This window comes from Geotalea uraniireducens (assembly GCF_027943965.1).
GTDB classification, from domain to species: domain Bacteria; phylum Desulfobacterota; class Desulfuromonadia; order Geobacterales; family Geobacteraceae; genus Geobacter; species Geobacter uraniireducens.
The window spans coordinates 3456203-3478573 of sequence record NZ_AP027151.1 but is presented as its reverse complement, the minus strand read 5'-3'; the positions used below and the strand labels follow the sequence as shown (position 1 = coordinate 3478573).

19 protein-coding genes and 5 tRNA genes are annotated in these 22371 nt (G+C 57.4%); all 24 read left to right on the top strand.

What is annotated here, in order from left to right; genetic code table 11:
- Positions 1-77 precede the first annotated feature (77 nt).
- The 24 genes from leuB to rpsL all read left to right on the top strand — a co-directional run bounded on the left by leuB (position 78) and on the right by rpsL (position 22362).
- Positions 78-1166: a 3-isopropylmalate dehydrogenase gene (gene leuB / locus QMN23_RS16360; protein ID WP_282000395.1), complete on the top strand. Its 1089-nt coding sequence runs from the start codon at positions 78-80 to the stop codon at positions 1164-1166.
- 119 nt (positions 1167-1285) lie between these two features.
- Positions 1286-2383 carry an aspartate-semialdehyde dehydrogenase gene (gene asd / locus QMN23_RS16355; protein WP_282000394.1) on the top strand — a complete coding sequence of 366 codons (1098 nt, stop codon included), beginning with the start codon at positions 1286-1288 and terminating at the stop codon, positions 2381-2383.
- A 69-nt stretch (positions 2384-2452) separates the two neighbouring features.
- Positions 2453-3187, top strand: a complete 735-nt coding sequence (gene truA / locus QMN23_RS16350; protein ID WP_282000393.1) for a tRNA pseudouridine(38-40) synthase TruA — start codon at positions 2453-2455, stop codon at positions 3185-3187.
- 95 nt (positions 3188-3282) lie between these two features.
- Entirely contained in the window at positions 3283-3714 is a 432-nt protein-coding gene (gene rplM / locus QMN23_RS16345; RefSeq protein WP_282000392.1) for a 50S ribosomal protein L13, read from the top strand.
- Between the two features lie 32 nt (positions 3715-3746).
- A complete protein-coding gene (gene rpsI / locus QMN23_RS16340) occupies positions 3747-4139 on the top strand; it encodes a 30S ribosomal protein S9 (protein WP_282000391.1) in 393 nt (130 codons plus the stop codon).
- A gap of 156 nt (positions 4140-4295) precedes the next feature.
- Positions 4296-5336, top strand: coding sequence for an N-acetyl-gamma-glutamyl-phosphate reductase (gene argC / locus QMN23_RS16335; protein ID WP_282000390.1), 1041 nt, complete (start codon positions 4296-4298; stop codon positions 5334-5336).
- A 27-nt stretch (positions 5337-5363) separates the two neighbouring features.
- Positions 5364-7163 (top strand): YgiQ family radical SAM protein, encoded by a 1800-nt coding sequence (locus QMN23_RS16330; protein ID WP_282000389.1) that lies wholly within the window; start codon positions 5364-5366, stop codon positions 7161-7163.
- Between the two features lie 91 nt (positions 7164-7254).
- Positions 7255-8067 (top strand): electron transfer flavoprotein subunit beta/FixA family protein, encoded by an 813-nt coding sequence (locus tag QMN23_RS16325; protein WP_282000388.1) that lies wholly within the window; start codon positions 7255-7257, stop codon positions 8065-8067.
- A gap of 151 nt (positions 8068-8218) precedes the next feature.
- Positions 8219-8294 (top strand) — tRNA-Thr (locus QMN23_RS16320).
- Positions 8295-8316: 22 nt separating this feature from the next.
- Positions 8317-8402: transfer RNA gene (locus QMN23_RS16315), tRNA-Tyr, on the top strand.
- Between the two features lie 109 nt (positions 8403-8511).
- Positions 8512-8588 (top strand) — tRNA-Gly (locus tag QMN23_RS16310).
- Between the two features lie 11 nt (positions 8589-8599).
- Positions 8600-8675 (top strand) — tRNA-Thr (locus QMN23_RS16305).
- A 61-nt stretch (positions 8676-8736) separates the two neighbouring features.
- Positions 8737-9927, top strand: coding sequence for an elongation factor Tu (gene tuf / locus QMN23_RS16300; protein WP_282000375.1), 1191 nt, complete (start codon positions 8737-8739; stop codon positions 9925-9927).
- A gap of 46 nt (positions 9928-9973) precedes the next feature.
- Positions 9974-10123, top strand: coding sequence for a 50S ribosomal protein L33 (gene rpmG / locus QMN23_RS16295; protein WP_282000387.1), 150 nt, complete (start codon positions 9974-9976; stop codon positions 10121-10123).
- A 47-nt stretch (positions 10124-10170) separates the two neighbouring features.
- A tRNA-Trp gene (locus tag QMN23_RS16290) sits at positions 10171-10247 on the top strand.
- Between the two features lie 33 nt (positions 10248-10280).
- The gene (gene secE, locus QMN23_RS16285; RefSeq protein WP_282000386.1) at positions 10281-10466 is read left to right on the top strand and encodes a preprotein translocase subunit SecE; all 186 of its coding nucleotides are present in this window, start codon (positions 10281-10283) and stop codon (positions 10464-10466) included.
- Positions 10467-10480: 14 nt separating this feature from the next.
- The gene (gene nusG, locus QMN23_RS16280; RefSeq protein WP_282000385.1) at positions 10481-11008 is read left to right on the top strand and encodes a transcription termination/antitermination protein NusG; all 528 of its coding nucleotides are present in this window, start codon (positions 10481-10483) and stop codon (positions 11006-11008) included.
- A gap of 64 nt (positions 11009-11072) precedes the next feature.
- Positions 11073-11498, top strand: a complete 426-nt coding sequence (rplK, locus tag QMN23_RS16275) for a 50S ribosomal protein L11 (protein ID WP_282000384.1) — start codon at positions 11073-11075, stop codon at positions 11496-11498.
- 16 nt (positions 11499-11514) lie between these two features.
- Positions 11515-12219, top strand: a complete 705-nt coding sequence (gene rplA / locus QMN23_RS16270; RefSeq protein ID WP_282000383.1) for a 50S ribosomal protein L1 — start codon at positions 11515-11517, stop codon at positions 12217-12219.
- Between the two features lie 181 nt (positions 12220-12400).
- Positions 12401-12922 (top strand): 50S ribosomal protein L10, encoded by a 522-nt coding sequence (gene rplJ, locus QMN23_RS16265; protein WP_282000382.1) that lies wholly within the window; start codon positions 12401-12403, stop codon positions 12920-12922.
- A 51-nt stretch (positions 12923-12973) separates the two neighbouring features.
- Entirely contained in the window at positions 12974-13360 is a 387-nt protein-coding gene (gene rplL, locus QMN23_RS16260; RefSeq protein WP_282000381.1) for a 50S ribosomal protein L7/L12, read from the top strand.
- 150 nt (positions 13361-13510) lie between these two features.
- Positions 13511-17623, top strand: coding sequence for a DNA-directed RNA polymerase subunit beta (gene rpoB, locus QMN23_RS16255; protein WP_282000380.1), 4113 nt, complete (start codon positions 13511-13513; stop codon positions 17621-17623).
- A gap of 84 nt (positions 17624-17707) precedes the next feature.
- A complete protein-coding gene (gene rpoC / locus QMN23_RS16250; protein WP_282000379.1) occupies positions 17708-21859 on the top strand; it encodes a DNA-directed RNA polymerase subunit beta' in 4152 nt (1383 codons plus the stop codon).
- A gap of 131 nt (positions 21860-21990) precedes the next feature.
- Positions 21991-22362: a 30S ribosomal protein S12 gene (rpsL, locus tag QMN23_RS16245; protein WP_282000378.1), complete on the top strand. Its 372-nt coding sequence runs from the start codon at positions 21991-21993 to the stop codon at positions 22360-22362.
- Positions 22363-22371: the final 9 nt, after the last annotated feature.

The following is a 22371-nucleotide window of genomic DNA, read 5'->3' as shown; positions in this document are numbered from 1 at the left end:
TCTTTTCTGTTGACAAGATCACGTATTCAACAATAGGATTAAGAACTTGTGCATATTATCGATTGGAGGATATTTTGATGGGCAAGGTCTTCAAGGTGGCGGTTCTTCCCGGCGACGGCATCGGTCCCGAGGTGATGGCCGAGGCATTGCGGGTGCTGGATGCGGTGGAGCAAAAGTACGACGTGAAATTCGAGCGGACCCCGGCCAATGTCGGCGGCGCCGGTATCGATAACGAAGGAAAGGCGCTTCCCGACACGACGGTGGCGATCTGCAAGGCGGCCGACGCCATCCTGTTCGGTTCCGTCGGCGGTCCCAAATGGGAATCGCTGCCGCCGGACGAGCAGCCGGAGCGCGGGGCGCTGTTGCCGCTGCGCAAGATCTTCGGCCTTTACGCCAATCTCCGGCCGGCCATCATCTTCCCGTCGCTGACCGGTGCCTCGTCGCTGAAAGAGGAAGTTATCGCCGGCGGTTTCAACGTCCTGGTGATCCGCGAACTGACCGGCGGCATCTACTTCGCCCAGCCGAAGGGGATCGACGGCGCCGGCCGCGACCGGGTCGGCTACGATACCATGCGCTACAGCGTGCCGGAGATCGAGCGAATCACCCACGTTGCCTTCCAGGCGGCAAGGAAACGCGGTAAGCGGGTCTGCTCCATCGACAAGGCTAACGTCCTCTCCTCGTCGGTCCTCTGGCGCGAGGTGGTCACCGGTATCGCCAAGGAATATCCGGACGTGGAACTTTCCCATATGTACGTTGACAATGCCGCCATGCAGCTGGTGCGCTGGCCGAAGCAGTTCGACGTCATCCTCTGCGAAAACATGTTCGGCGATATCCTCTCCGACGAGGCGGCGATGTTGACCGGCTCGCTGGGGATGCTGCCCTCGGCGTCCCTCGCCGAAGGGAGCTTCGGCATGTACGAGCCGTCCGGCGGCAGCGCCCCGGATATCGCCGGCCAGGGGATCGCCAACCCGATTGCCCAGATCCTCTCCGCCGGGATGATGCTCCGCTATTCCTTCGGGATGGTCGAGGCGGCCGATGCCATCGACAACGCCGTGGCCAAGGTGCTCGATCAGGGGTACCGGACCCGCGATATCTACCAGGAGAAGGCCGGCGAGAAGCTGGTCAATACCCGGGAGATGGGGGCGGCGATCGTCGGCAATCTCTAGGATCGCACACCGCAACGGCGCGGCGCCGATCCCGGGACTGCAACTGTCGGCCCGCTTTGTCTTCCGCCGGTGGGGCAACGGCTGATCCTTAACTTTATATCCGGAAAAGGAACGTATCTATGAAAGTCGGTCTGATCGGTTGGCGTGGCATGGTAGGCTCGGTTCTCCTGCAGCGGATGCAGGAGGAAAACGACTTCGCCGGCATTGAGCCGGTATTCTTCTCTACTTCCCAGGCGGGGCAGCCGGCGCCGATGAATGCCGGAACCCTCAAAAATGCCGAAGATCTGGCGGAGTTGCAGAAACTCGACGTGATCATCACCTGTCAGGGGGGCGACTACACCAAGGCGATCCATCCGGCGCTGCGTCGGAGCGGCTGGCAGGGGTACTGGATCGATGCCGCCAGCACTTTGCGGATGGAATCCGGGGCGGTCATCATTCTCGATCCGGTCAACCGCAACGTGATCGATGCCGCCCTGGCCAATGGCCAGAAGGACTTTATCGGCGGCAATTGCACTGTCAGCCTGATGCTGATGGGGCTGGGCGGTCTGTTCCGCGCCGGTCTGGTGGAATGGCTGACCTCCATGACCTACCAGGCGGCGTCCGGAGCCGGCGCGCCCAATATGCGCGAGCTGCTTGCCCAGATGGGGGTGCTGCACGGCTCGGTGGCCGAGCTGCTCAAGAATCCGTCGTCGGCCATTCTGGAGATTGACCGGAAGGTGACCGCCACCTTGCGGGGCGATGAACTGCCGAAGAAGGAATTCGGTTTCCCGCTGGCCGGGAGCGTTCTTCCCTGGATCGATCGCGAGGTGGAGGACGGCCAGAGCCGCGAGGAGTGGAAAGGGTATGCCGAAACCAACAAGATCCTCGGCACCACCACGCCGATCCCCGTGGACGGTATCTGCGTCCGGGTCGGCGCCATGCGCTGCCATAGCCAGGCCCTGACCATCAAGCTGAACCGCGATCTGCCGCTGGCCGACATCGAAGAGCTGATCAAGAACGACAACCAGTGGGTCAAGTTTGTTCCGAACACCAAGGCCGATACCCTGGCCGAGCTGACTCCGACGGCGGTTTCCGGCACCCTGACGGTCCCGGTCGGGCGGTTGCGGAAGATGAAGATGGGGCCGCAGTACCTTTCGGCCTTCACCTGCGGCGACCAGTTGCTATGGGGCGCGGCCGAGCCGTTGCGGCGGATGCTGCGCATCCTGCTGGAGCGCTAGGGGCGGGTTTCCCGCTTTTTCTCTCTGCCGGGACGGCCTTGCAAGGCTGCCCCGGTATTTTCCCGGCCGATGCGGAACATCAAGCTGATAATCGAATACGACGGTACCGCCTATGCCGGTTGGCAGGTCCAGCCGAACGGGGTAACGGTTCAGGAGACACTGGAGCGCTCGCTGGCGCAAATGCTCGGCGGCCCGGTCCGGCTCCATTCCTCGGGGCGGACTGATGCCGGCGTCCATGCCATGGGCATGGTGGCGGCTTTTAAAACCGAGAAAAACCTGCCGCTGCGGGCGTTTTCCGATGGCCTCAACTCCCTTCTCCCCCGCGATATCGCCGTCCGGGGGGCCGAGGAGATGCCGGCAACCTTTCATCCCCGTTTCGATGCGGTGGGGAAGCATTACCGGTACACGATCTTTACCGGGCGCTATCGTTCTCCCTTGCAGCGCCTCTATGCCTGGCACTGCCGGCGCTCCCTTGATGTTGCGGCAATGCGGCGGGCTGCCGGTCATTTTGTCGGCGAAAAGGATTTCGCCGCCTTCCGGGGGGCGGGGTGTGCGGCAAAAACCACCGTCCGTCGCGTCGAGGCGGTCGATATTGCGGCGGCAGGCGAGTTCCTGCAGCTCGATGTGCGCGGCAACGGCTTTCTCAAGCAGATGGTGCGGATGATGGTCGGCACCCTGGTGGAGGTCGGTACGGGGCGGTTGGCGCCCGATGACGTCCGGCGGTTCTTCGAGACCCCCGTGCCGGCGGCAAAGGGGGTTACCGCACCTTCCCACGGGCTCTGTCTTGTGGAAGTGTATTACTGACCGGACAATTTTTTCTTGACAACCATTCGCAAGGGAATTACTATTCACCCCTTCGGTAATAATAGAGTTTATTCCATACAGGCTGCGAGGATTCGATGAAAACGACGAAGGTTGCAAAATGCGCGGAAGTAACCAGGGAGTGGTACCTGGTTGATGCTGATAGCAAGGTTCTCGGCCGGATGGCCACCGAGATTGCCAATATCCTGCGGGGCAAGAAAAAGGCAATCTATACGCCGAGCGTCGATACCGGTGATTTCGTCATCGTTGTCAATGCCGAGAAGATTGCCCTCACCGGCAACAAGCTTGCCGACAAAACCTATTACAGCCACTCCGGTTTTCCCGGCGGGATCAAGTCGATCACTGCCGGCAAACTTATCGACAAAAAGCCGGAAGAACTGATCCGCAAAGCGGTCAAAGGGATGCTGCCGAAGAACAAACTTGCTCGGCACATGCTGAAGAAGCTGAAAATTTACGCCGGGGCCGAGCATCCGCACAAGGCGCAGCAGCCCAAGGCTCTCGATATTTAATCAGGTTCGACAAATCGATCAGGAGATAACGAATGGCAGGAATCAGCTATTACGGAACAGGCAAGAGGAAATCGTCGGTCGCCAGGGTTTGGCTGCGGCCGGGGAGCGGTAACATCACCATCAACAACAAGTCGATCGATGAGTATTTCGGCCGGGAAACCTCGAAGATGGTGGTCAAGCAGCCTCTTGAGCTCACCGAAAACGCCGGCAAGTTCGACATCGTTGTCAACGTCCGCGGTGGCGGCGACTCCGGGCAGGCCGGGGCGATCAAGCACGGCATCACCAAGGCGCTGCTCGAGGCCGATGTGGCGCTGCGGGGCACCCTGAAGAAAGCCGGGTTCATCACCCGCGATTCGCGCATCAAGGAACGTAAGAAATACGGCAAGGCTGCTGCCCGCCGGAGCTTCCAGTTCTCCAAGCGTTAATCGGTCGTTTATCGTTGGTCTGCAGGAGGGGAAAGTCCGGATGGATTTTCCCCTTTTTGCGTATCGGCCCCCGGATCGGGCGCCATTGGTGCTGCGCGGGGGCGCCCCGGGGGGGGGCGCTTTCCCGGTCGGTCATCGGTTGAACGGAGTCTGCCCATGCTGAAAGTTGCGGTTGTCGGTGCAAGCGGTTATACGGGAGTCGAGTTGCTGCGGCTTCTCCACGGTCATCCCGAGGTGACGGTTAGCTGTGTTACCTCGGAGCAGAATGCCGGCCGGCCGGTCGCGGAGATTTTCCCGACGCTTCGCGGCCGGTATGCCCAGCAACTGGAAAACCTGGAGCCGGTCCGGGTTGCCGAGAAGGCCGACCTGATTTTTACGGCCCTGCCGCACAAGGCGGCCATGGAAGTGGTGCCGACCTTCCTCAAGCTGGGCAAACGGGTGGTTGATCTCTCCGCCGACTACCGGTTCAATGATGCGGCGGTCTATGAGTCGTGGTACGAGCCCCACCTCAATCCCGAGCTGTTGGGTCAGGCCGTTTATGGCCTGCCGGAGGTGCGCCGTGCCGAGATCGTTCCGGCACAACTGGTCGGTAATCCCGGCTGTTATCCGACCTGCACCATTCTCGGACTCCAGCCGCTGGTGCGCCAGGGGGTGATCGATCCGACGACCGTTATTGTCGATGCCAAATCGGGCGTCAGCGGCGCCGGCCGCGGCGCCAAGGTGGATAACCTCTATTGCGAGGTGAACGAAGGATTCAAGCCTTACGGCGTCGGCGGGGTGCATCGGCACCTGCCGGAGATCGAGCAAGAGCTGTCACTGCTGGCCGGCGAACAGGTGATGATTTCCTTTACCCCTCACCTGGTGCCGATGGATCGCGGCATTCTGGCGACGAGCTATGCCCGGCTGGCGGCCGATCTCTCCCCCGCCGATCTCGTTCGGCTGTTCGGAGAGTTTTACGCCGGTGAACCGTTCGTCCGCGTGTTGCCGCAGGGGAGCTTCCCCTCCACCGCCCATGTGCGTGGCGCCAACTTCTGCGATATCGGCGTCACCGTCGACACCAGGACCGGCCGGGTGATCGTTGTCTCCGCCATCGACAATCTCGTCAAGGGGGCAGCGGGACAGGCGGTTCAGAATATGAACCTGATGTGCGGCTTCCCTGAAACGATGGGGCTGGATGGTCTGGCTCTCTTTCCCTAGCCGCCAGTGCAGTGATCTGAGTTGGCCATGTACATCCCGATAACGCGCGCAGAAGCCTTGAGCCGGGGCTGGGACGAACTGGACGTCATTTTCGTCAGCGGTGATGCCTATGTAGACCATCCCTCCTTCGGGGTCCCGCTCCTGGCCCGCTGGCTGGAGTCCCGCGGTTTTCGGGTCGGAATCATCCCCCAGCCCGACTGGCGAACCAAGGAGTCCTTCATGGTCCTCGGCCGGCCGCGGCTCTTTTTTGCCGTGTCAGCCGGAGCCATGGATTCGATGGTTGCCCACTACACTCCTGCCCGCAAGCTCCGCCACGACGATGCCTATACGCCGGGGAACCGGCATGGTGCCCGCCCCAACCGGGCGACGATCGTCTATACCTCGCGCCTGAAAGAAGCTTACCGGGACGTTCCGGTGGTGATCGGCGGCATCGAGGCGTCGCTTCGCCGTTTCGCCCACTACGATTACTGGGAAGACAAGGTCCGCCGCTCGATTATCCTCGATGCCAAAGCCGACCTGCTGATCTACGGCATGGGGGAGAGCCCCCTGCTGGAGCTTGCCCGGCGCATGCGGCAAGGCGAGCCGCTTGCCGGCATCACGGATCTTCGGGGAACCGCCTATGTGGCGAAAGGGACCGGGCCGGCAGGCGCTGTCGAGCTTCCTTCCTGGGAGCGTGTAGCGGCGGATCGGGTGGCGTACGCCGAGGCGTTTCGCCTGGGTTCGGCCGAGCTGAATCCGTACCGGGCGAAACCGCTCGTCCAACGCTATGGCGACCGCCTGCTTGTCGTCAACCCGCCGGCGCTTCCGCTGACCGAAACCGTGCTGGACGCAGTGTACGCCCTGCCATTCACCCGGCTCCCCCATCCCTCCTATACGGCAGCGATTCCTGCCGCCGAACAGATCCGGCTGTCGGTCACGACTCACCGCGGCTGCTTCGGCGGTTGCTCGTTCTGTGCGATTACCCATCATCAGGGGAAATTCATCCAGTCCCGCAGCGAGGCGTCGGTTGTTGCCGAAGTCGCAACGATGGTACGTCAGCCGTGGTTTCGCGGCAGTATCAGCGATGTCGGCGGGCCGACTGCCAACATGTATGGTCTGCGCTGCGGCCGTCCCGAGGAAGGGGAGCGTTGCCGGCGGGAGAGCTGCCTGTTTCCGCAGCCCTGTGGCCACCTGGTCACGGCTGCCGGGCGGGCGGTGGCGCTGCTGCGGAAGCTTCGCGCTCTGCGCGGGGTGCGCCATGTGGCGGTTTCCTCCGGCGTCCGTTTCGATCTGTTGCAACGGCAACCCGACTATTTTGCGGCCCTTCTCGCCGATCATGTCGGCGGGTTGCTCAAAGTGGCTCCCGAACATGTGTCTCCTGCGGTTACCGCGCTGATGCGCAAGCCGGGCAAAGAAGCCTTCGAGCGGTTTCTCGAACAGTTCCGCCAGGAATCGCGGCGGCTGGGAAAGCGGCAGGCTCTGGTCCCGTATCTGATGTCGGGGCATCCGGGCTGCACGCTGGCCGATATGGTAGAACTGGCCCTTTTTCTCAAGGAAAAAGGTTTGCGTGTTGAACAGGTCCAGGATTTCACCCCGACCCCGGGTACGCTGGCCACCTGTATGTTCCATACCGGGATTGACCCGCGCACCGGCAACCCGGTTCATGTTCCGCGCACCGACCGGGAAAAGCGCTTGCAGAAAGCTCTGCTGCTCTGGCACATTCCCGGTGAGGCGAAGGCAGTGCGCGAAGCGCTCAAGGCCTGTGGCCGGGAAGATGTCGCCCGCCAGCTGCTCGCTGCCGGCACCGGCGGGAAGCCGAGCGGGCCGGCCCGTGGAAGGAAGAAATAGCGCAAAGCCCTTGACCGACGTCGTCCGATGGATTTTAATGGTCAGAAATGGCCGATCCGGCCGGCACTGATTCCCGAGGGAAGGATTTCCTATGCTTGTTGTCTGCTGTATCAAGCAGGTTCCCGATACGACGCAGGTACAGATCGACCCGGTGACCAATACGCTGGTGCGCGAAGGGATTCCGTTCATCATGAATCCTTACGACACCCACGCCCTCGAGGAATGCCTGCGACTGAAAGCACGATACGGGGTGCGGGTGGCTGCGCTCTCGATGGGGCCGCCCAACGCTGAAGCCACAATCCGCAAGGCGATGGCTCTTGGAGTCGATGAGGCGATTCTCCTTTCGGACCGGACGTTCGGCGGTGCCGATACCCTGGCAACCAGCAGGGTACTGGCGGCGGCAATCGACCGGCTCGGCGCAAATGATGAAATCGGGCTTGTCATCTGCGGCAAGCAGACGATCGACGGCGATACCGCCCAAGTGGGCCCCGGTATAGCAACCCGGCTTGGTTATACCCAGCTCACCCTGGTCGATCGGATCGAGGAGTGTGACTTTGCGGCAAAACGGCTCCGGGTGCGGCGCAAACTCGAAGGGCGCTATGAGGTCGTCGAGGGGCCGCTGCCGGCCTTGGTGACGGTGGTGCGCGAAATCAACCGTCCCCGTTACCCGACCGTGCCGAACCGGCTGGCGGCGGCGGAAGCGCCGATAACCGTCTGGGATAACGGACTGCTCGGTCTGCATGGGGACTCGGTCGGTCTGAAAGGTTCACCGACGTGGGTAAACAGGATCTTCTCCCCTGATCGGGCCAAGGGGCAGGTTCTCGGGGACGGGGAGCTTGACCCGGTGGGGACGGCGCACCTGCTCGTAAAAACCTTGCAGGACAAGGATCTGTTGCCGTTCTAGGCTCGGTCGCCGATATGCGGACTGCCATTTGATGTGCAGCTTTGGCAAATTTGTCTTGACAGAAAAGAGCCGCTCGACTATAAGGGTTTTCTTCGCTATGTGAAAATCTCTCTTGACCCCGTCGGTAAAAAGAGGTATAGAACTTTTTCGCGCTGGCGTAGCTCAACTGGTAGAGCAGCTGACTTGTAATCAGCAGGTTGCGGGTTCAAGTCCTGTCGCCAGCTCCAAGAAAACTGAATATCTGCATCTGGAGGGATTCCCGAGCGGCCAAAGGGAACAGACTGTAAATCTGTCGTCGGATGACTTCGGAGGTTCGAATCCTCCTCCCTCCACCATAACAACCTTCGGAAGCCGCAGCTGCAAATCAACATCCAGGAGGCGCTCGCGCCGAAAGTACTGGGTCTGGTTGGCTGGTGAGGTTTCAAAACGCTTCATAGAGGATTGGCGGGAGTAGCTCAGTTGGCTAGAGCATCAGCCTTCCAAGCTGAGGGTCGCGGGTTCGAGTCCCGTTTCCCGCTCCAAACTTCAATTTGCCCACATAGCTCAGGAGGTAGAGCACTTCCTTGGTAAGGAAGAGGTCTCCGGTTCGAGTCCGGATGTGGGCTCCATCTTTTTTTACGTGTAAGCGAGAAGTAATTCTCAAAAAAGAGCATCTGGGAGGAATCCTAAATGGCAAAGGCTAAATTCGAGAGGACAAAACCGCACGTCAATATTGGCACGATCGGTCACGTAGACCACGGGAAGACGACGCTGACCGCTGCGATCACGAAGGTTCTTGCGGAACAGGGGAAGGCAGAGTTTCGTGCGTTTGATCAGATTGACAATGCTCCCGAAGAGCGTGAGCGTGGTATCACCATTGCGACCGCCCACGTGGAATACGAGACGGACAAGCGACACTATGCACACGTAGACTGCCCGGGTCATGCCGACTATGTTAAGAACATGATCACCGGTGCGGCGCAGATGGACGGCGCCATTCTGGTTGTCTCGGCCGCCGACGGGCCGATGCCGCAGACCCGTGAGCACATCCTGCTTGCGCGTCAGGTTGGGGTTCCGTACATCGTCGTGTTCCTGAACAAGGCGGACGTGGTTGACGATGCCGAGCTGCTGGAGCTGGTCGAGCTGGAGATCCGCGAGCTGCTGTCGTCCTATGACTTCCCTGGCGATGATATTCCGATCATCAAAGGTTCGGCGCTGAAGGCGCTGGAAGGCGACAAGGGCGAGCTGGGCGAGCAGGCGATCTTCAAGCTGATGGAAGCGGTCGACAGCTATATTCCGGAGCCGGAGCGGGCCATCGACAAGCCGTTCCTGATGCCGGTGGAAGACGTATTCTCGATTTCGGGTCGCGGTACCGTGGCGACGGGGCGCGTTGAGCGCGGGATTGTCAAGGTCGGTGAAGAAGTCGAGATCGTCGGGATGCGTGCGACGAGCAAGACGACGGTAACCGGGGTCGAGATGTTCCGGAAGCTGCTCGACGAAGGTCGCGCTGGTGACAACATCGGCGCCCTGCTGCGCGGAATCAAGCGTGAAGACATCGAGCGTGGGCAGGTATTGGCCAAGCCGGGTTCGATCACTCCGCACACCAAGTTCAAGGCGGAAGCATACATCCTGACCAAGGAAGAAGGTGGTCGTCATACGCCGTTCTTCAACGGCTATCGTCCGCAGTTCTACTTCCGGACGACGGACGTGACGGGTGTTGTGGACCTGCCAGCGGGGACTGAGATGGTAATGCCTGGTGACAACGTGGCGATGACGATCAACCTGATCACGCCGATCGCGATGGACGAAGGTCTGCGGTTCGCGATCCGTGAAGGTGGCCGTACCGTTGGCGCCGGCGTCGTTAGCTCCATTATTGAATAATCGTCGGGAGCGCCATGGCGCTTCGGGTATCTGAAAAGGAAAGAATATGAGAGACATAGTCACCCTCGGCTGCACCGAGTGCAAGCAGAGAAACTATACGACCACCAAGAACAAGAAGAACACTCCCCAGAAGCTCGAGTTCAAGAAATACTGCCGCTTCTGCCGTACTCACACGATCCATCGGGAAACCAAGTAGACGTTGTCACGTTTGGGGGTGTCGTCGAATGGCGGCACCCCGGCTGCAGGCCAGTAGCTCTAATGGCTAGAGCACCGGTCTCCAAAACCGGGTGTTGGGGGTTCGAGTCCCTCCTGGCCTGCCATTTTATTCATAACAGTATTGCGGGGTCCAAGGCGTGATCAGCAAAGTCAAAGACTTTCTCTCCGAAGTAAAGATCGAACTGGGCAAGGTTACCTGGCCTACGCGCAAGGAGACCGTGTCGACAACCTGGGTTGTGTTGGCGATCGTTCTCCTGATAGCGGTCTATCTCGGTGCCTGTGATGTGGTGCTGGCCAAGGTCATGCGTTTGATTCTCGGTTAAAGGACACAAGCAATATGACTAAAAAGTGGTACGGAGTGCATACGTACTCCGGATTTGAAAATAAAGTTCGACTCTCGCTCCTCGAGCGGATCAAGAACCTCGGCCTGGAAGAGTGCTTCGGTGATGTCCTCATTCCTTCGGAGACAGTTGTCGAGCTCAAGAAGGGCGAAAAGAAGACCTCGTCGCGGAAGTTCTTTCCCGGCTATATCCTGGTCAATATGGAGCTGAACGACGATACCTGGCACGTCGTCAAGGAAACGTCGAAAGTTACTGGCTTTGTCGGCGGCAACAACCCCTTTGCGATTCCCGATGAAGAAGTGGCAAAGATCACTCGGCGCATGGAGGAGGGAGCGGAGAAACCACGTCCCAAGGTCCAGTTTGAAGTCGGGGAGACCGTGCGGGTGGTTGATGGCCCGTTTCTTAATTTTTCCGGGGTTGTTGAGGATGTCAAGCCCGACAAAGGCAAGTTGCGCGTCATGGTCAGCATCTTCGGCCGGGCCACGCCTGTTGAGCTTGAATTTATGCAGGTAGAAAAGCAGTAAGGCAATTCTTGCTGCTCCGACATATAGTGTCTGTTCACAGTCAAGAGACGTAAGGAGTTAAACGATGGCCAAGAAAATCACCGGTTACATTAAACTGCAGATTCCGGCCGGCAAGGCGAATCCGTCGCCGCCGATTGGCCCGGCGCTGGGTCAGCATGGCGTAAATATCATGGAGTTCTGCAAGGCGTTCAATGCCAAGACCCAGGCGGATGAGGGGACCATCATTCCCGTCGTGATCACCGTGTACGCTGACCGTTCGTTCAGCTTCATTACCAAAACTCCGCCGGTCCCGGTGCTGATCAAGAAAGCCGTTGGCATCGAAAGCGGTTCCAGTGTACCGAACAAGAACAAGGTTGGCAAACTTACCAAGGACCAGGTCCGCGAGATTGCCGAGAAGAAGATGCCGGACCTCAATGCGGCCTCGATTGAGGCAGCCATGAGAACCGTCGAAGGCACCGCCCGTAGCATGGGTGTTGAAATAGTTCAATAGAGAAAGGGTAGAACAGATGCCGAAGACTGCGAAAAAGCATAAAGAGGCCCTGAGCAAAATTGACAGGAGCCGGACTTACGGCCTCGTCGAAGGTATAGAGAACGTCAAGGCTGCTGCCTATGCGAAGTTTGACGAGACCGTCGAAATCGCGGTGCGTCTGGGCGTTGACCCCCGCCATGCCGATCAGATGGTTCGTGGAGCGGTTGTCCTGCCGAACGGTCTCGGCAAGGATGTCCGGGTCCTGGTCTTTGCCAAAGGCGAAAAGGAAAAAGAAGCCCGTGAGGCGGGTGCCGACTTTGTTGGCGCGGAAGACCTCGTGACCAAGATCCAGGAGGGCTGGTTTGATTTCGACACTGCCATCGCCACCCCGGACATGATGGGGCTTGTCGGCAAAATCGGTAAACTGCTCGGACCGCGCGGCCTGATGCCGAACCCGAAAGTGGGTACGGTCACCTTCGATATCGGCCGGGCAGTAAAGGAATCGAAAGCCGGTAAGGTTGAGTTCCGTGTGGAAAAAGCCGGTATCGTTCACGCCCCGGTCGGGAAAGTTTCCTTTGCCGCTGATAAGATCAAGGAAAACCTGCTGGCCTTGGTAGAGGCGCTCGTTAAAGCGAAGCCTTCGGCCGCCAAAGGTACCTATATCAAGAAAATCAGCGTCTCCTCGACAATGGGCCCCGGACTCAATCTCGACATTTCGGACGTCCAGTCCAAGCTTGTATAAAGCTTTTTTCATAGAGGGCCAAAGTCAAAGACAGCAGGTGTCTGGAAATGGTTCCAGACTTAAATTGGCGCGAGCCTGCCGAGACTTGTGGTAGTCGCACGGATGTGTTGTTTATTCCCGCGCTTCCCGACTTTGGCTAAGGGTCCACGACCCGTCAATTTCAAAGAAAGGAGGAAGGCGCTTGAATAGAGAGAACAAGCAGCAACTCGTTACGGAGATGCACGATAAGCTCAGTCGTGCAAAAGCCGTGTTTCTGGCGGATTTCCGGGGAATGAGCGTGGAACTTGCCACGGACCTGCGGAATGAATTGCGGAAAGCCGCTGTCGAGTACAAAGTCGTAAAGAACACCCTGCTTGAACTGGCGTCGAAGGATACCGACAAGGAGTCGCTGGCCCCTCATTTTGCCGGGCCGACGGCGATTGCCATCAGCTACGACGATCCGGTCGCGGCAGCCAAGGTTCTTTCGAAGTTTGCCAAAGACAAGCCGAATGCGTTCAAACTCAAAGCTGGCGTGTTGACCGGCAAAGCGATCACTGTTGCGGATATCCAGGCTCTTGCTGACCTGCCGAGCAGAGAAGTCCTGATCGCTAAACTGCTTGGCACCCTTAATGCCCCGGTCAGCAATTTTGTTGGCGTGCTGGCTGCCGTTCCGGGCAGCTTGGTTCGGGTGCTTGCTGCAATTCAGACAAGCAAGGAAAACTAACAAACCCTGTCGTTAGAAATTATCGACCACAACGTTACGGAGGAATATACGATGGCTGAAATTACCAAAGCTGATGTGATTAGTTTCATCGAGAATATGTCTGTTCTTGAACTCGCCGAGCTGGTGAAAGAGCTCGAAGAGAAGTTCGGTGTTTCCGCTGCTGCACCGGTTGCGGTTGCTGCTGCGGCCGCCCCTGCTGCTGGCGGTGCTGAGGCTGCTGAAGAGAAGACCGAGTTTGACGTGATCCTGAAGAGTGCCGGGGCCAATAAGATCGCCGTGATCAAAGTTGTTCGTGCGCTGACCGGCCTGGGCCTCAAAGAAGCTAAAGACCTGGTCGATGGCGCTCCGAAGCCGGTCAAAACTGGCGTGTCGAAAGACGAGGCCGAAGAAGCCAAGAAACAGCTTGTCGAATCTGGCGCCGAAGTCGAGATCAAGTAAGCTGCAGACTATTGGTTCAGCATATCAGCCAAGGTCGCCTCGTGCGGCCTTGGCTCTTCTATTTTAGTTGTGAACCTGTAATAGGCTGTTTGAAAATCGTCCAAAATCCAGGGTGTTAAAGGTCCTCACGGCCTCTCCAAAGGAGAAAATATGGCTTATTCAATTGCGAATAACCAGCTTCTGCGCAAGAATTTCGCCAAAATTACCAAGATCATCGATATTCCCAACCTGATCGACATCCAGAAAAATTCCTATAAACGCTTCCTTCAGTTAGATGTACCTCCCGAAGCACGAAAATACAGCGGGCTCGAAGCAGTCTTTAAAAGCGTCTTCCCGATCAAAGATTTCAGTGAGACGGCTTCGCTCGAATATGTTTCCTATACGCTCGGTGCACCAAAATACGATGTCGAGGAATGTCATCAGCGCGGGATGACGTTCGCGGCACCGATGAAAGTCAAGGTTCGCCTGATCGTCTGGGATGTCAACAAGGACACAGCCGTCCGTTCCATTCGGGACATCAAGGAGCAGGAGGTCTACTTCGGCGAAATTCCTCTGATGACCGAGAACGGTACGTTTATCATAAACGGTACGGAACGGGTTATTGTCAGTCAGCTCCATCGCTCCCCCGGCGTCTTTTATGATCACGACAAAGGGAAGACGCATTCGAGCGGCAAAGTGCTCTACTCGGCACGGGTCATCCCGTACCGTGGGTCGTGGCTCGATTTCGAGTTCGATCACAAGGATATCCTGTTCGTCCGGATTGACCGTCGGCGGAAAATGCCGGCGACGGTGCTTCTGAAGGCGCTTGGCTATTCCGCCGAGAAGTTGCTCAACTATTATTACCGGAGCGAGGAAATCATCTTCGGCAATGAAGGCATGTCGAAGAAGGCTGACCCCGATCTTCTCGCCAGCCAGAAAGCCTCGGTTGATATCGTCGATCCGAAATCCGGTGAAATCATTGTCAAGGCGAACCGGAAGTTCACCAAGGCTGCCATCCGGAAGATGGGCGAGCATGGCATTACCTTCATTCCGATCACCGCAGAAGAGGTGATTGGTAAATTTGCCTCGACGGATATCGTTGATCCGGCGACCGGTGAGGTTCTTGTCGAATGCAATGACGAGATCACCCAGAGCCGCTTCGATGAAATCAAGAATCGGGGGATATCCTCGATCAAGGTGCTTTTCATCGATAATCTGCATGTAACGTCGTCGTTGCGGGATACCCTGCTGGTCGACAAGATCTCCACGACCGACGATGCGCTCATTGAGATTTACCGTCGGTTGCGCCCTGGCGATCCGCCGACGCTGAAGAGTGCCCAGGCACTTTTCGACAACCTGTTCTTCAACCCCGAGCGCTATGACCTCTCGGCGGTCGGCCGGTTGAAGCTCAATTTCAAGCTGGGCCTCGACATCCCCCTCGATTGCCATACCCTGACCAGAGAGGATGTGCTTGAGGTTGTCCGCTATCTGATCGATCTCAAAAACGGTCGCGGCAATATCGATGACATCGACCATTTGGGCAATCGCCGGGTGCGGGCGGTCGGCGAACTTTTGGAAAACCAGTACCGGATCGGTCTGGTGCGGATGGAACGGGCGATCAAGGAGCGGATGAGCCTTCAGGAAGTCGAAAACCTGATGCCGCACGACCTGATCAACTCGAAGCCGGTTTCGGCGGTGGTAAAGGAATTCTTCGGCTCCTCCCAGCTGTCCCAGTTCATGGATCAGACGAACCCCTTGTCCGAGGTTACCCACAAACGCCGCCTTTCGGCCCTCGGTCCTGGCGGTTTGACTCGGGAACGGGCTGGCTTTGAGGTGCGCGACGTTCATCCGACCCACTATGGTCGCGTTTGTCCGATTGAAACCCCTGAAGGTCCCAATATCGGTCTGATCGCTTCTCTCTCTACCTATGCCCGGATCAACGAGCATGGCTTTGTCGAGACCCCCTATCGTTTGGTGGTCGACGGCAAGGTTACCGCCGAGGTGAAGTTCTTCTCGGCTCTGGAAGAGGAAGGGCATGCCATTGCCCAGGCAAACGCCCTGGTCGACGAGGAAGGCCGGTTTGTCAATGAGTATGTCTCCGCCCGGAAATCGGGCGAATTCGTCCTCGTTCATCGGGATGAGATCGAATTGATGGACGTGGCGCCGATGCAGCTGGTCTCGGTTGCCGCTTCGTTGATCCCCTTCCTGGAGAATGATGACGCCAACCGGGCACTCATGGGCTCAAACATGCAACGTCAGGCGGTACCTCTGCTCAGGGCCGATTCGCCACTGATCGGCACCGGGATGGAGCGGGTCGTTGCTAAGGATTCCGGGGTGTCGGTCGTTGCCCGGCATAACGGGATCGTCGAATCGGTCGATGCCTCGCGGATCGTCGTCAAGATTGACGAAGACGAATACGATGAAACGGGTACCGGCGTTGACATCTATAATCTGATCAAGTTTGCCCGGTCAAACCAGAATACCTGTATCAACCAGCGCCCTGTGGTCAAGGTTGGTGACCATGTCAAGAAAAGGGACGTCATTGCTGACGGCCCGTCGACCGACATGGGCGAGCTGGCTCTTGGCCAGAACGTCGTGGTAGCCTTCATGCCCTGGGGTGGCTACAACTTCGAGGACTCGATCCTCGTTTCCGAAAAGCTGGTCAAAGACGATCGCTACACTTCGATCCACATCGAAGAGTTCGAATGCGTGGCGCGTGATACCAAACTCGGCAAGGAGGAAATTACCTCCGATATCCCGAATCTCGGCGAAGAGGCGCTTAAAGACCTTGACGAGTCGGGGATCATTCGCATCGGTGCCGAGGTCAAGCCAGGCGACATTCTCGTCGGTAAGATCACGCCGAAGGGTGAAACGCAGCTTTCTCCCGAGGAAAAGCTCCTGCGGGCGATTTTCGGAGAGAAAGCCGGTGACGTGCGCGATACCTCCTTACGCGTCCCCCCCGGAGTCGAAGGGACCGTCATCGGCGCCAAGATTTTCTCGCGGAAAGGCACCGATAAGGATGCTCGGACCGAGATCATCGAACGTGCCGAGGAAGAAAAGCTGCGCAAGGACGAGCAGGATGAAATCCGGATCATTCGTGATTCGGCGATTGGCAAGCTGAAAAGGCTGCTCGTTGGTAAAAAGGCGGCAGTCAAAGTTGAAGACCGGAACGGTAAGGTTGTCATCGATAAAGGCTCGGTCATTGCCGAGGAAGCCCTGGCAACGATTCCGCTCGACCGTTGGGATGAGATTTCGGTTGCCGGCGACGATGGCGTTGATGCGAAGGTGTCGCTGGTTTTGACCACCTTGCAGCAGCAGATCGATATCATCAAGTATGTCTTTGACGATAAAGTGCAGAAGCTGAAGCGCGGCGATGATCTCCCGCCGGGGGTCATCAAGATGGTCAAGGTTTACATCGCCATCAAACGGAAACTGCAAGTCGGCGACAAGATGGCCGGTCGGCACGGCAACAAGGGTGTTGTTTCCCGGATTCTGCCAGAAGAGGATATGCCGTACATGGAAGACGGTCGGCCCGTCGAGATTGTCCTCAATCCGCTCGGTGTTCCATCGCGTATGAACGTCGGCCAGATTCTGGAAACCCATCTCGGTTGGGCGGCCAAAGGGATCGGCTGGAAAATCCAGGATATGCTTGAGAAGCATTCGTCTGCCCCGGCTGTCAAGGGCTATCTTGCCGAGGTCTATGGCAACAGCGATATGGACCATTTCCTGGATACGCTTGACGAAGAGGAACTGCTTAACGTGGCCCGGAGACTCGAGCGGGGCATTCCAATGGCGTCGCCGGTTTTTGAAGGGGCGTCGGAAGAGCAGATTCGCAGCATGCTCGGCAAGGCCGGCTTCGACGCCACGGCACAAGTATCGCTCTTTGACGGTAAGACTGGCGAGCCGTTCAAGCATAAGGTTACGGTTGGCGTGATGTACGTCCTGAAACTCCATCACTTGGTTGATGACAAGATTCATGCCCGCTCGATTGGGCCCTACAGCCTGGTTACGCAGCAGCCGCTTGGCGGCAAGGCGCAGTTCGGCGGGCAGCGGCTCGGCGAGATGGAAGTCTGGGCAATGGAAGCATACGGCGCGTCGTACGCCTTGCAGGAGTTCCTGACCGTCAAGTCCGACGATGTGGCGGGCAGGACCCGGATGTACGAAGCCATCGTCAAAGGCAAGCATACCCTTGAGCCGGGTCTGCCGGAATCCTTCAATGTTCTTATCAAGGAGTTGCAGTCGCTCTGTCTGGACGTCGAGCTCCTTGAAGGCGATGACGATTGATCCTGAACAGTCACGACACACGCTCAAGACGTACGAACCTGATAAGTGGACAGTAACCACTCCTAAGCAGAGGAGGACATAACCTTGGAAGATTTTTTTAGCTTCTTCGATAAACCGAAGGACCCCCTGCATTTTTCATCCATTCGGATTTCCATATCGTCGCCGGAGAAGATCCGTGAGCGTTCCTTCGGCGAAGTGAAAAAGCCGGAGACCATCAATTACCGCACCTTCAAGCCAGAACGGGACGGTCTCTTCTGCGCCAAGATTTTCGGTCCAACCAAGGACTACGAGTGCAACTGCGGCAAGTACAAGCGGATGAAGCATCGCGGCATCGTCTGCGAAAAGTGCGGCGTCGAAGTCATCCCGTCGAAAGTCCGGCGCGAGCGGCTCGGTCATATCGACCTGGCGACGCCGGTTGCCCATATCTGGTTTCTCAAGTCGCTTCCTTCACGGATTGGCAACCTGCTCGACATTACGCTTAAGGACCTTGAAAAAGTTCTTTATTTTGAAGCGTTTGCCGTTACGGACCCCAAGGATACCGGGATGTCAGTGGCCGAAGTCCTGACTGAAGACCGTTATCTCAAGGCGATGGAAGAATACAACGGTCAGTTCGAGGCTGGTATGGGTGCGGCCGCTATCCGCGACTGCCTGAGGTCGCTTGATCTTGACAGTTTGGCGGAGCAGCTTCGCCAGGAAATGCTCGAAGCCACCAGTGAGGCGAAACGGAAAAAGACTGCAAAACGGCTCAAAGTGGTTGAGGCGTTCAAAGAATCAGGCAATCGTCCTGAATGGATGATTCTTGAGTGTATTCCGGTGCTGCCGCCCGAACTCCGGCCGTTGGTACCCCTCGATGGTGGCCGCTTTGCCACTTCAGACCTGAACGACCTGTACCGCCGCGTCATTAACCGGAATAACCGGTTGAAGCGGTTGATGGAACTGCAGGCGCCAGAGGTAATCATCCGGAATGAAAAGAGGATGCTGCAGGAGGCTGTCGACGCACTGTTCGACAACGGTCGGCGCGGGAGGGCGATTGCCGGGCCCAACAAGCGGCCGCTCAAATCCTTGTCAGATATGCTCAAAGGGAAATCGGGCCGCTTCCGCCAGAACCTGCTCGGAAAGCGCGTCGACTATTCCGGCCGTTCAGTTATCGTCGTCGGCCCCGAACTCAGACTTCACCAGTGTGGTCTGCCCAAGAAGATGGCGCTCGAACTCTTCAAACCGTTTATTTACAACAAGCTCGAAGAGAAGGGTTATGTAACGACCATCAAGAGTGCCAAGAAAATGGTCGAGAAAGAGCGGCCGGAAGTCTGGGACGTTCTGGAAGAGGTGATCAAGGAGCATCCGGTGATGCTGAACCGCGCACCGACGCTGCACCGCCTCGGTATCCAGGCATTTGAGCCGGTGCTGATCGAAGGCAAGGCGATTCAGCTGCATCCCTTGGTCTGTACGGCATTCAACGCCGACTTTGACGGCGACCAGATGGCGGTCCATCTGCCGCTCTCGATCGAAAGCCAAGTCGAGGCCCGGGTACTCATGATGAGTACCAATAACATTCTGTCTCCCGCCCACGGCAAACCGATCATCGTCCCGTCTCAGGACATGGTTCTGGGTATCTACTATATGACTCGGGAGCGGCCTTTTGCCAAAGGTGACGGGAAAGTTTTCTCGTCACCGGAAGAAGTCCGGATTGCTTTCGATGCCGGTGAAGCCGATATCCAGGCCCGGGTGAAGGTCAGGATGACGAACCTGCTGACCGACGAAACACCTGAAATTGTCGACACGACAGTCGGCCGGGTTATCCTGCGGGAAATCCTCCCCGATGCCGTACCGTTCTCGGCAATTAATAAGGTCATGAGCAAGAAGGAACTGACCAATCTTATTGATATTTGTTATCGCGTCGCCGGGAACAAGGAGACGGTAATCCTGGCGGACAAACTGAAGGAAACGGGTTTCCGTTATTCGACGCTGGCGGGGATATCCATCTGCATGAACGACATGGTGATCCCGGAAGGCAAATACGCAATCATCGACCGGGCCACCGAAGAGGTCAAGGAGATCCAGAACCAGTACACCGAGGGTCTCATTACCGACGGGGAGCGGTATAACAAGGTTATCGACATCTGGGCGAAATCGACGGAAGAGATTGCCAAGGAGATGCTCGACAACCTTTCGAAAGACATCATGGTTTCGCCTGAAGGCGAAGAAGTGAAGGTACCGTCGTTCAACTCGATCCATATGATGGCTGATTCCGGCGCAAGGGGTTCCGCGCAGCAGATCCGGCAGCTGGCCGGGATGCGTGGTTTGATGGCCAAGCCGTCCGGTGAAATTATCGAAACGCCGATCACCGCAAATTTCCGCGAAGGGTTGAATGTTCTCCAATACTTCATCTCGACCCACGGCGCACGGAAAGGTCTTGCTGATACGGCGCTCAAGACGGCAAACTCAGGGTATCTGACCCGGCGGCTTGTCGACGTTGCACAGGATGCGATCATTACCGAAAATGACTGTGGCACGCTCGACGGATTGACTGTATCGGCACTCACTGAAGGCGGAGAGATCATCGAGCATATCGGCGATCGGATTCTTGGCCGGGTAGCTCTCGACGATATCCTTGATCCGGTTACCGGCGATATTCTCGTCCCGGCCAATGATGAAATCGATGAGCATCTGGTTAAGAAAATCGAGGATGCCGGTCTGGAAAAAGTGAAGATCCGCTCCGTCTTGACCTGCCAAAGCCGTCGCGGTATCTGTGCCAAATGCTATGGCCGCGACCTGGCCCGCGGGCATCTGGTCAACCTTGGCGAAGCGGTCGGCGTCATTGCCGCCCAATCCATCGGCGAGCCGGGGACGCAGCTGACGATGCGGACGTTCCATATCGGTGGTACCGCTTCCCGTCATGCCGAGCAGACTTCCTTGGAAGCCCGTACCGAAGGCCGGGTAAAATTCATCAACATCAACAGTGTTGTTAATATCGATGGCCACCATATCGTCATGAACCGGAATGGTGAGCTGGCGATTATCGATGAAACCGGCCGTGAGCGGGAAAAATACGCTATCGTTTATGGGGCGAAGATCAAGGTTAAGCCTGATGAACAGGTCAAACCTGGCGAAACCCTTGCCGAGTGGGACCCCTATACAATGCCGATCCTTACTGAAGTCTCCGGGCGGGTCAAGTTCGGCGATATTGTCGAAGGGGCGACGATGGAGGAGCAGCTCGATGACGTTACTGGTCTTTCCCGTAAAGTCATCATCGAATCTCGCGATCCGGACAAGCGTCCCCGTATCACGATCAAAGACGAGGCCGGCAAGACCGTCAAGATCGGCGAGGTTGCTATGGGCCGGTACTTCCTGCCGGTAGGGGCTAATATCTCAGTACAGGAGGATTCGTTCGTCAACGCCGGTGACGTTATCGCGAAGATTCCGCGCGAAACCACGAAGACAAAGGATATTACCGGTGGTCTTCCCCGGGTCGCTGAGCTGTTCGAAGCCAGAAAGCCCAAGGACTTTGCGGTCATCTCCGAAATTGATGGTATCGTTTCGTTCGGCAAGGATGCGAAAGGAAAGCGTAAGGTTATTGTGACCCCGGAGGTTGGCGAGCCCAAGGAATATCTGATTCCGAAAGGCAAGCATATCAGCGTCCATGAGAATGACTATGTCCGTGCAGGCGAGCCGTTGATGGACGGGTCCTCGAACCCGCATGACATTCTCAGGGTCCTTGGCCTTAAAGAGCTGGCCAAGTATCTCGTCGACGAAGTCCAAGAGGTTTATCGCTTACAAGGGGTAAAGATTAATGATAAGCACATCGAAACCATCGTTCGACAGATGCTGCGCCGGGTGCGGATTAAAGAGGTCGGCGATACCAGCCTCTTGATTGATGACCAACTTGAGCGTTGGGTCTTTGAAGAAGAGAACGAACGAGTGCTTGCCAAAGGTGGCCGGCCGGCCATCGCCGAACCGCTTCTCCTCGGCATCACGAAAGCGTCTCTGTCAACTGAATCGTTCATCTCCGCGGCGTCTTTCCAGGAAACTACAAAAGTGTTGACACAAGCTGCCATTGAAGGTAAGGTTGACAGCCTTCGTGGCCTCAAGGAAAACGTGATCATGGGGCGTCTAATCCCGGCAGGTACGGGCCTTTCACGGTATCGCAATCTCAAAGTGGTTGCGGATCATTTGCAGGAACTCCAGGAAGTTGTGGAAGAACCTGAGGTGGAAGGGGAGTTTGACGAGGCCGAATAATGGTCGCGCCCTTGTATGGCTGTCTGTCTAGGTGTGCAAAAAAAGCTTGACAAGTAGATTGTTGCCTGATATTTTCATCGCTTCCGCAGGGGGTAGACCCTCGATGAGAAGTTGCTACTGGGAGAGTAAGGATGCCTACAATTAACCAGCTGATTCGCCTTGGTCGCGAAAGCAAAAAGGAAAAGTCGACTGCACCGGCTTTGAAGTGTTGCCCGCAGAAGCGGGGGGTCTGTACGAGGGTTTATACCACTACGCCGAAAAAGCCGAACTCTGCGTTGCGCAAGGTTGCCAGGGTGCGGTTGACCAATGGGATAGAGGTTACTTCCTATATTCCGGGGGTCGGGCATAACCTGCAGGAACACTCGGTGGTGCTGATCCGTGGCGGCAGGGTAAAAGACCTTCCTGGGGTGCGGTACCATATCGTTCGTGGTACGTTGGATTCCGTCGGCGTTAAAGATCGGAAGAAGAGTCGCTCCAAGTACGGCGCGAAGCGGCCTAAGTAAAAGTCTTTG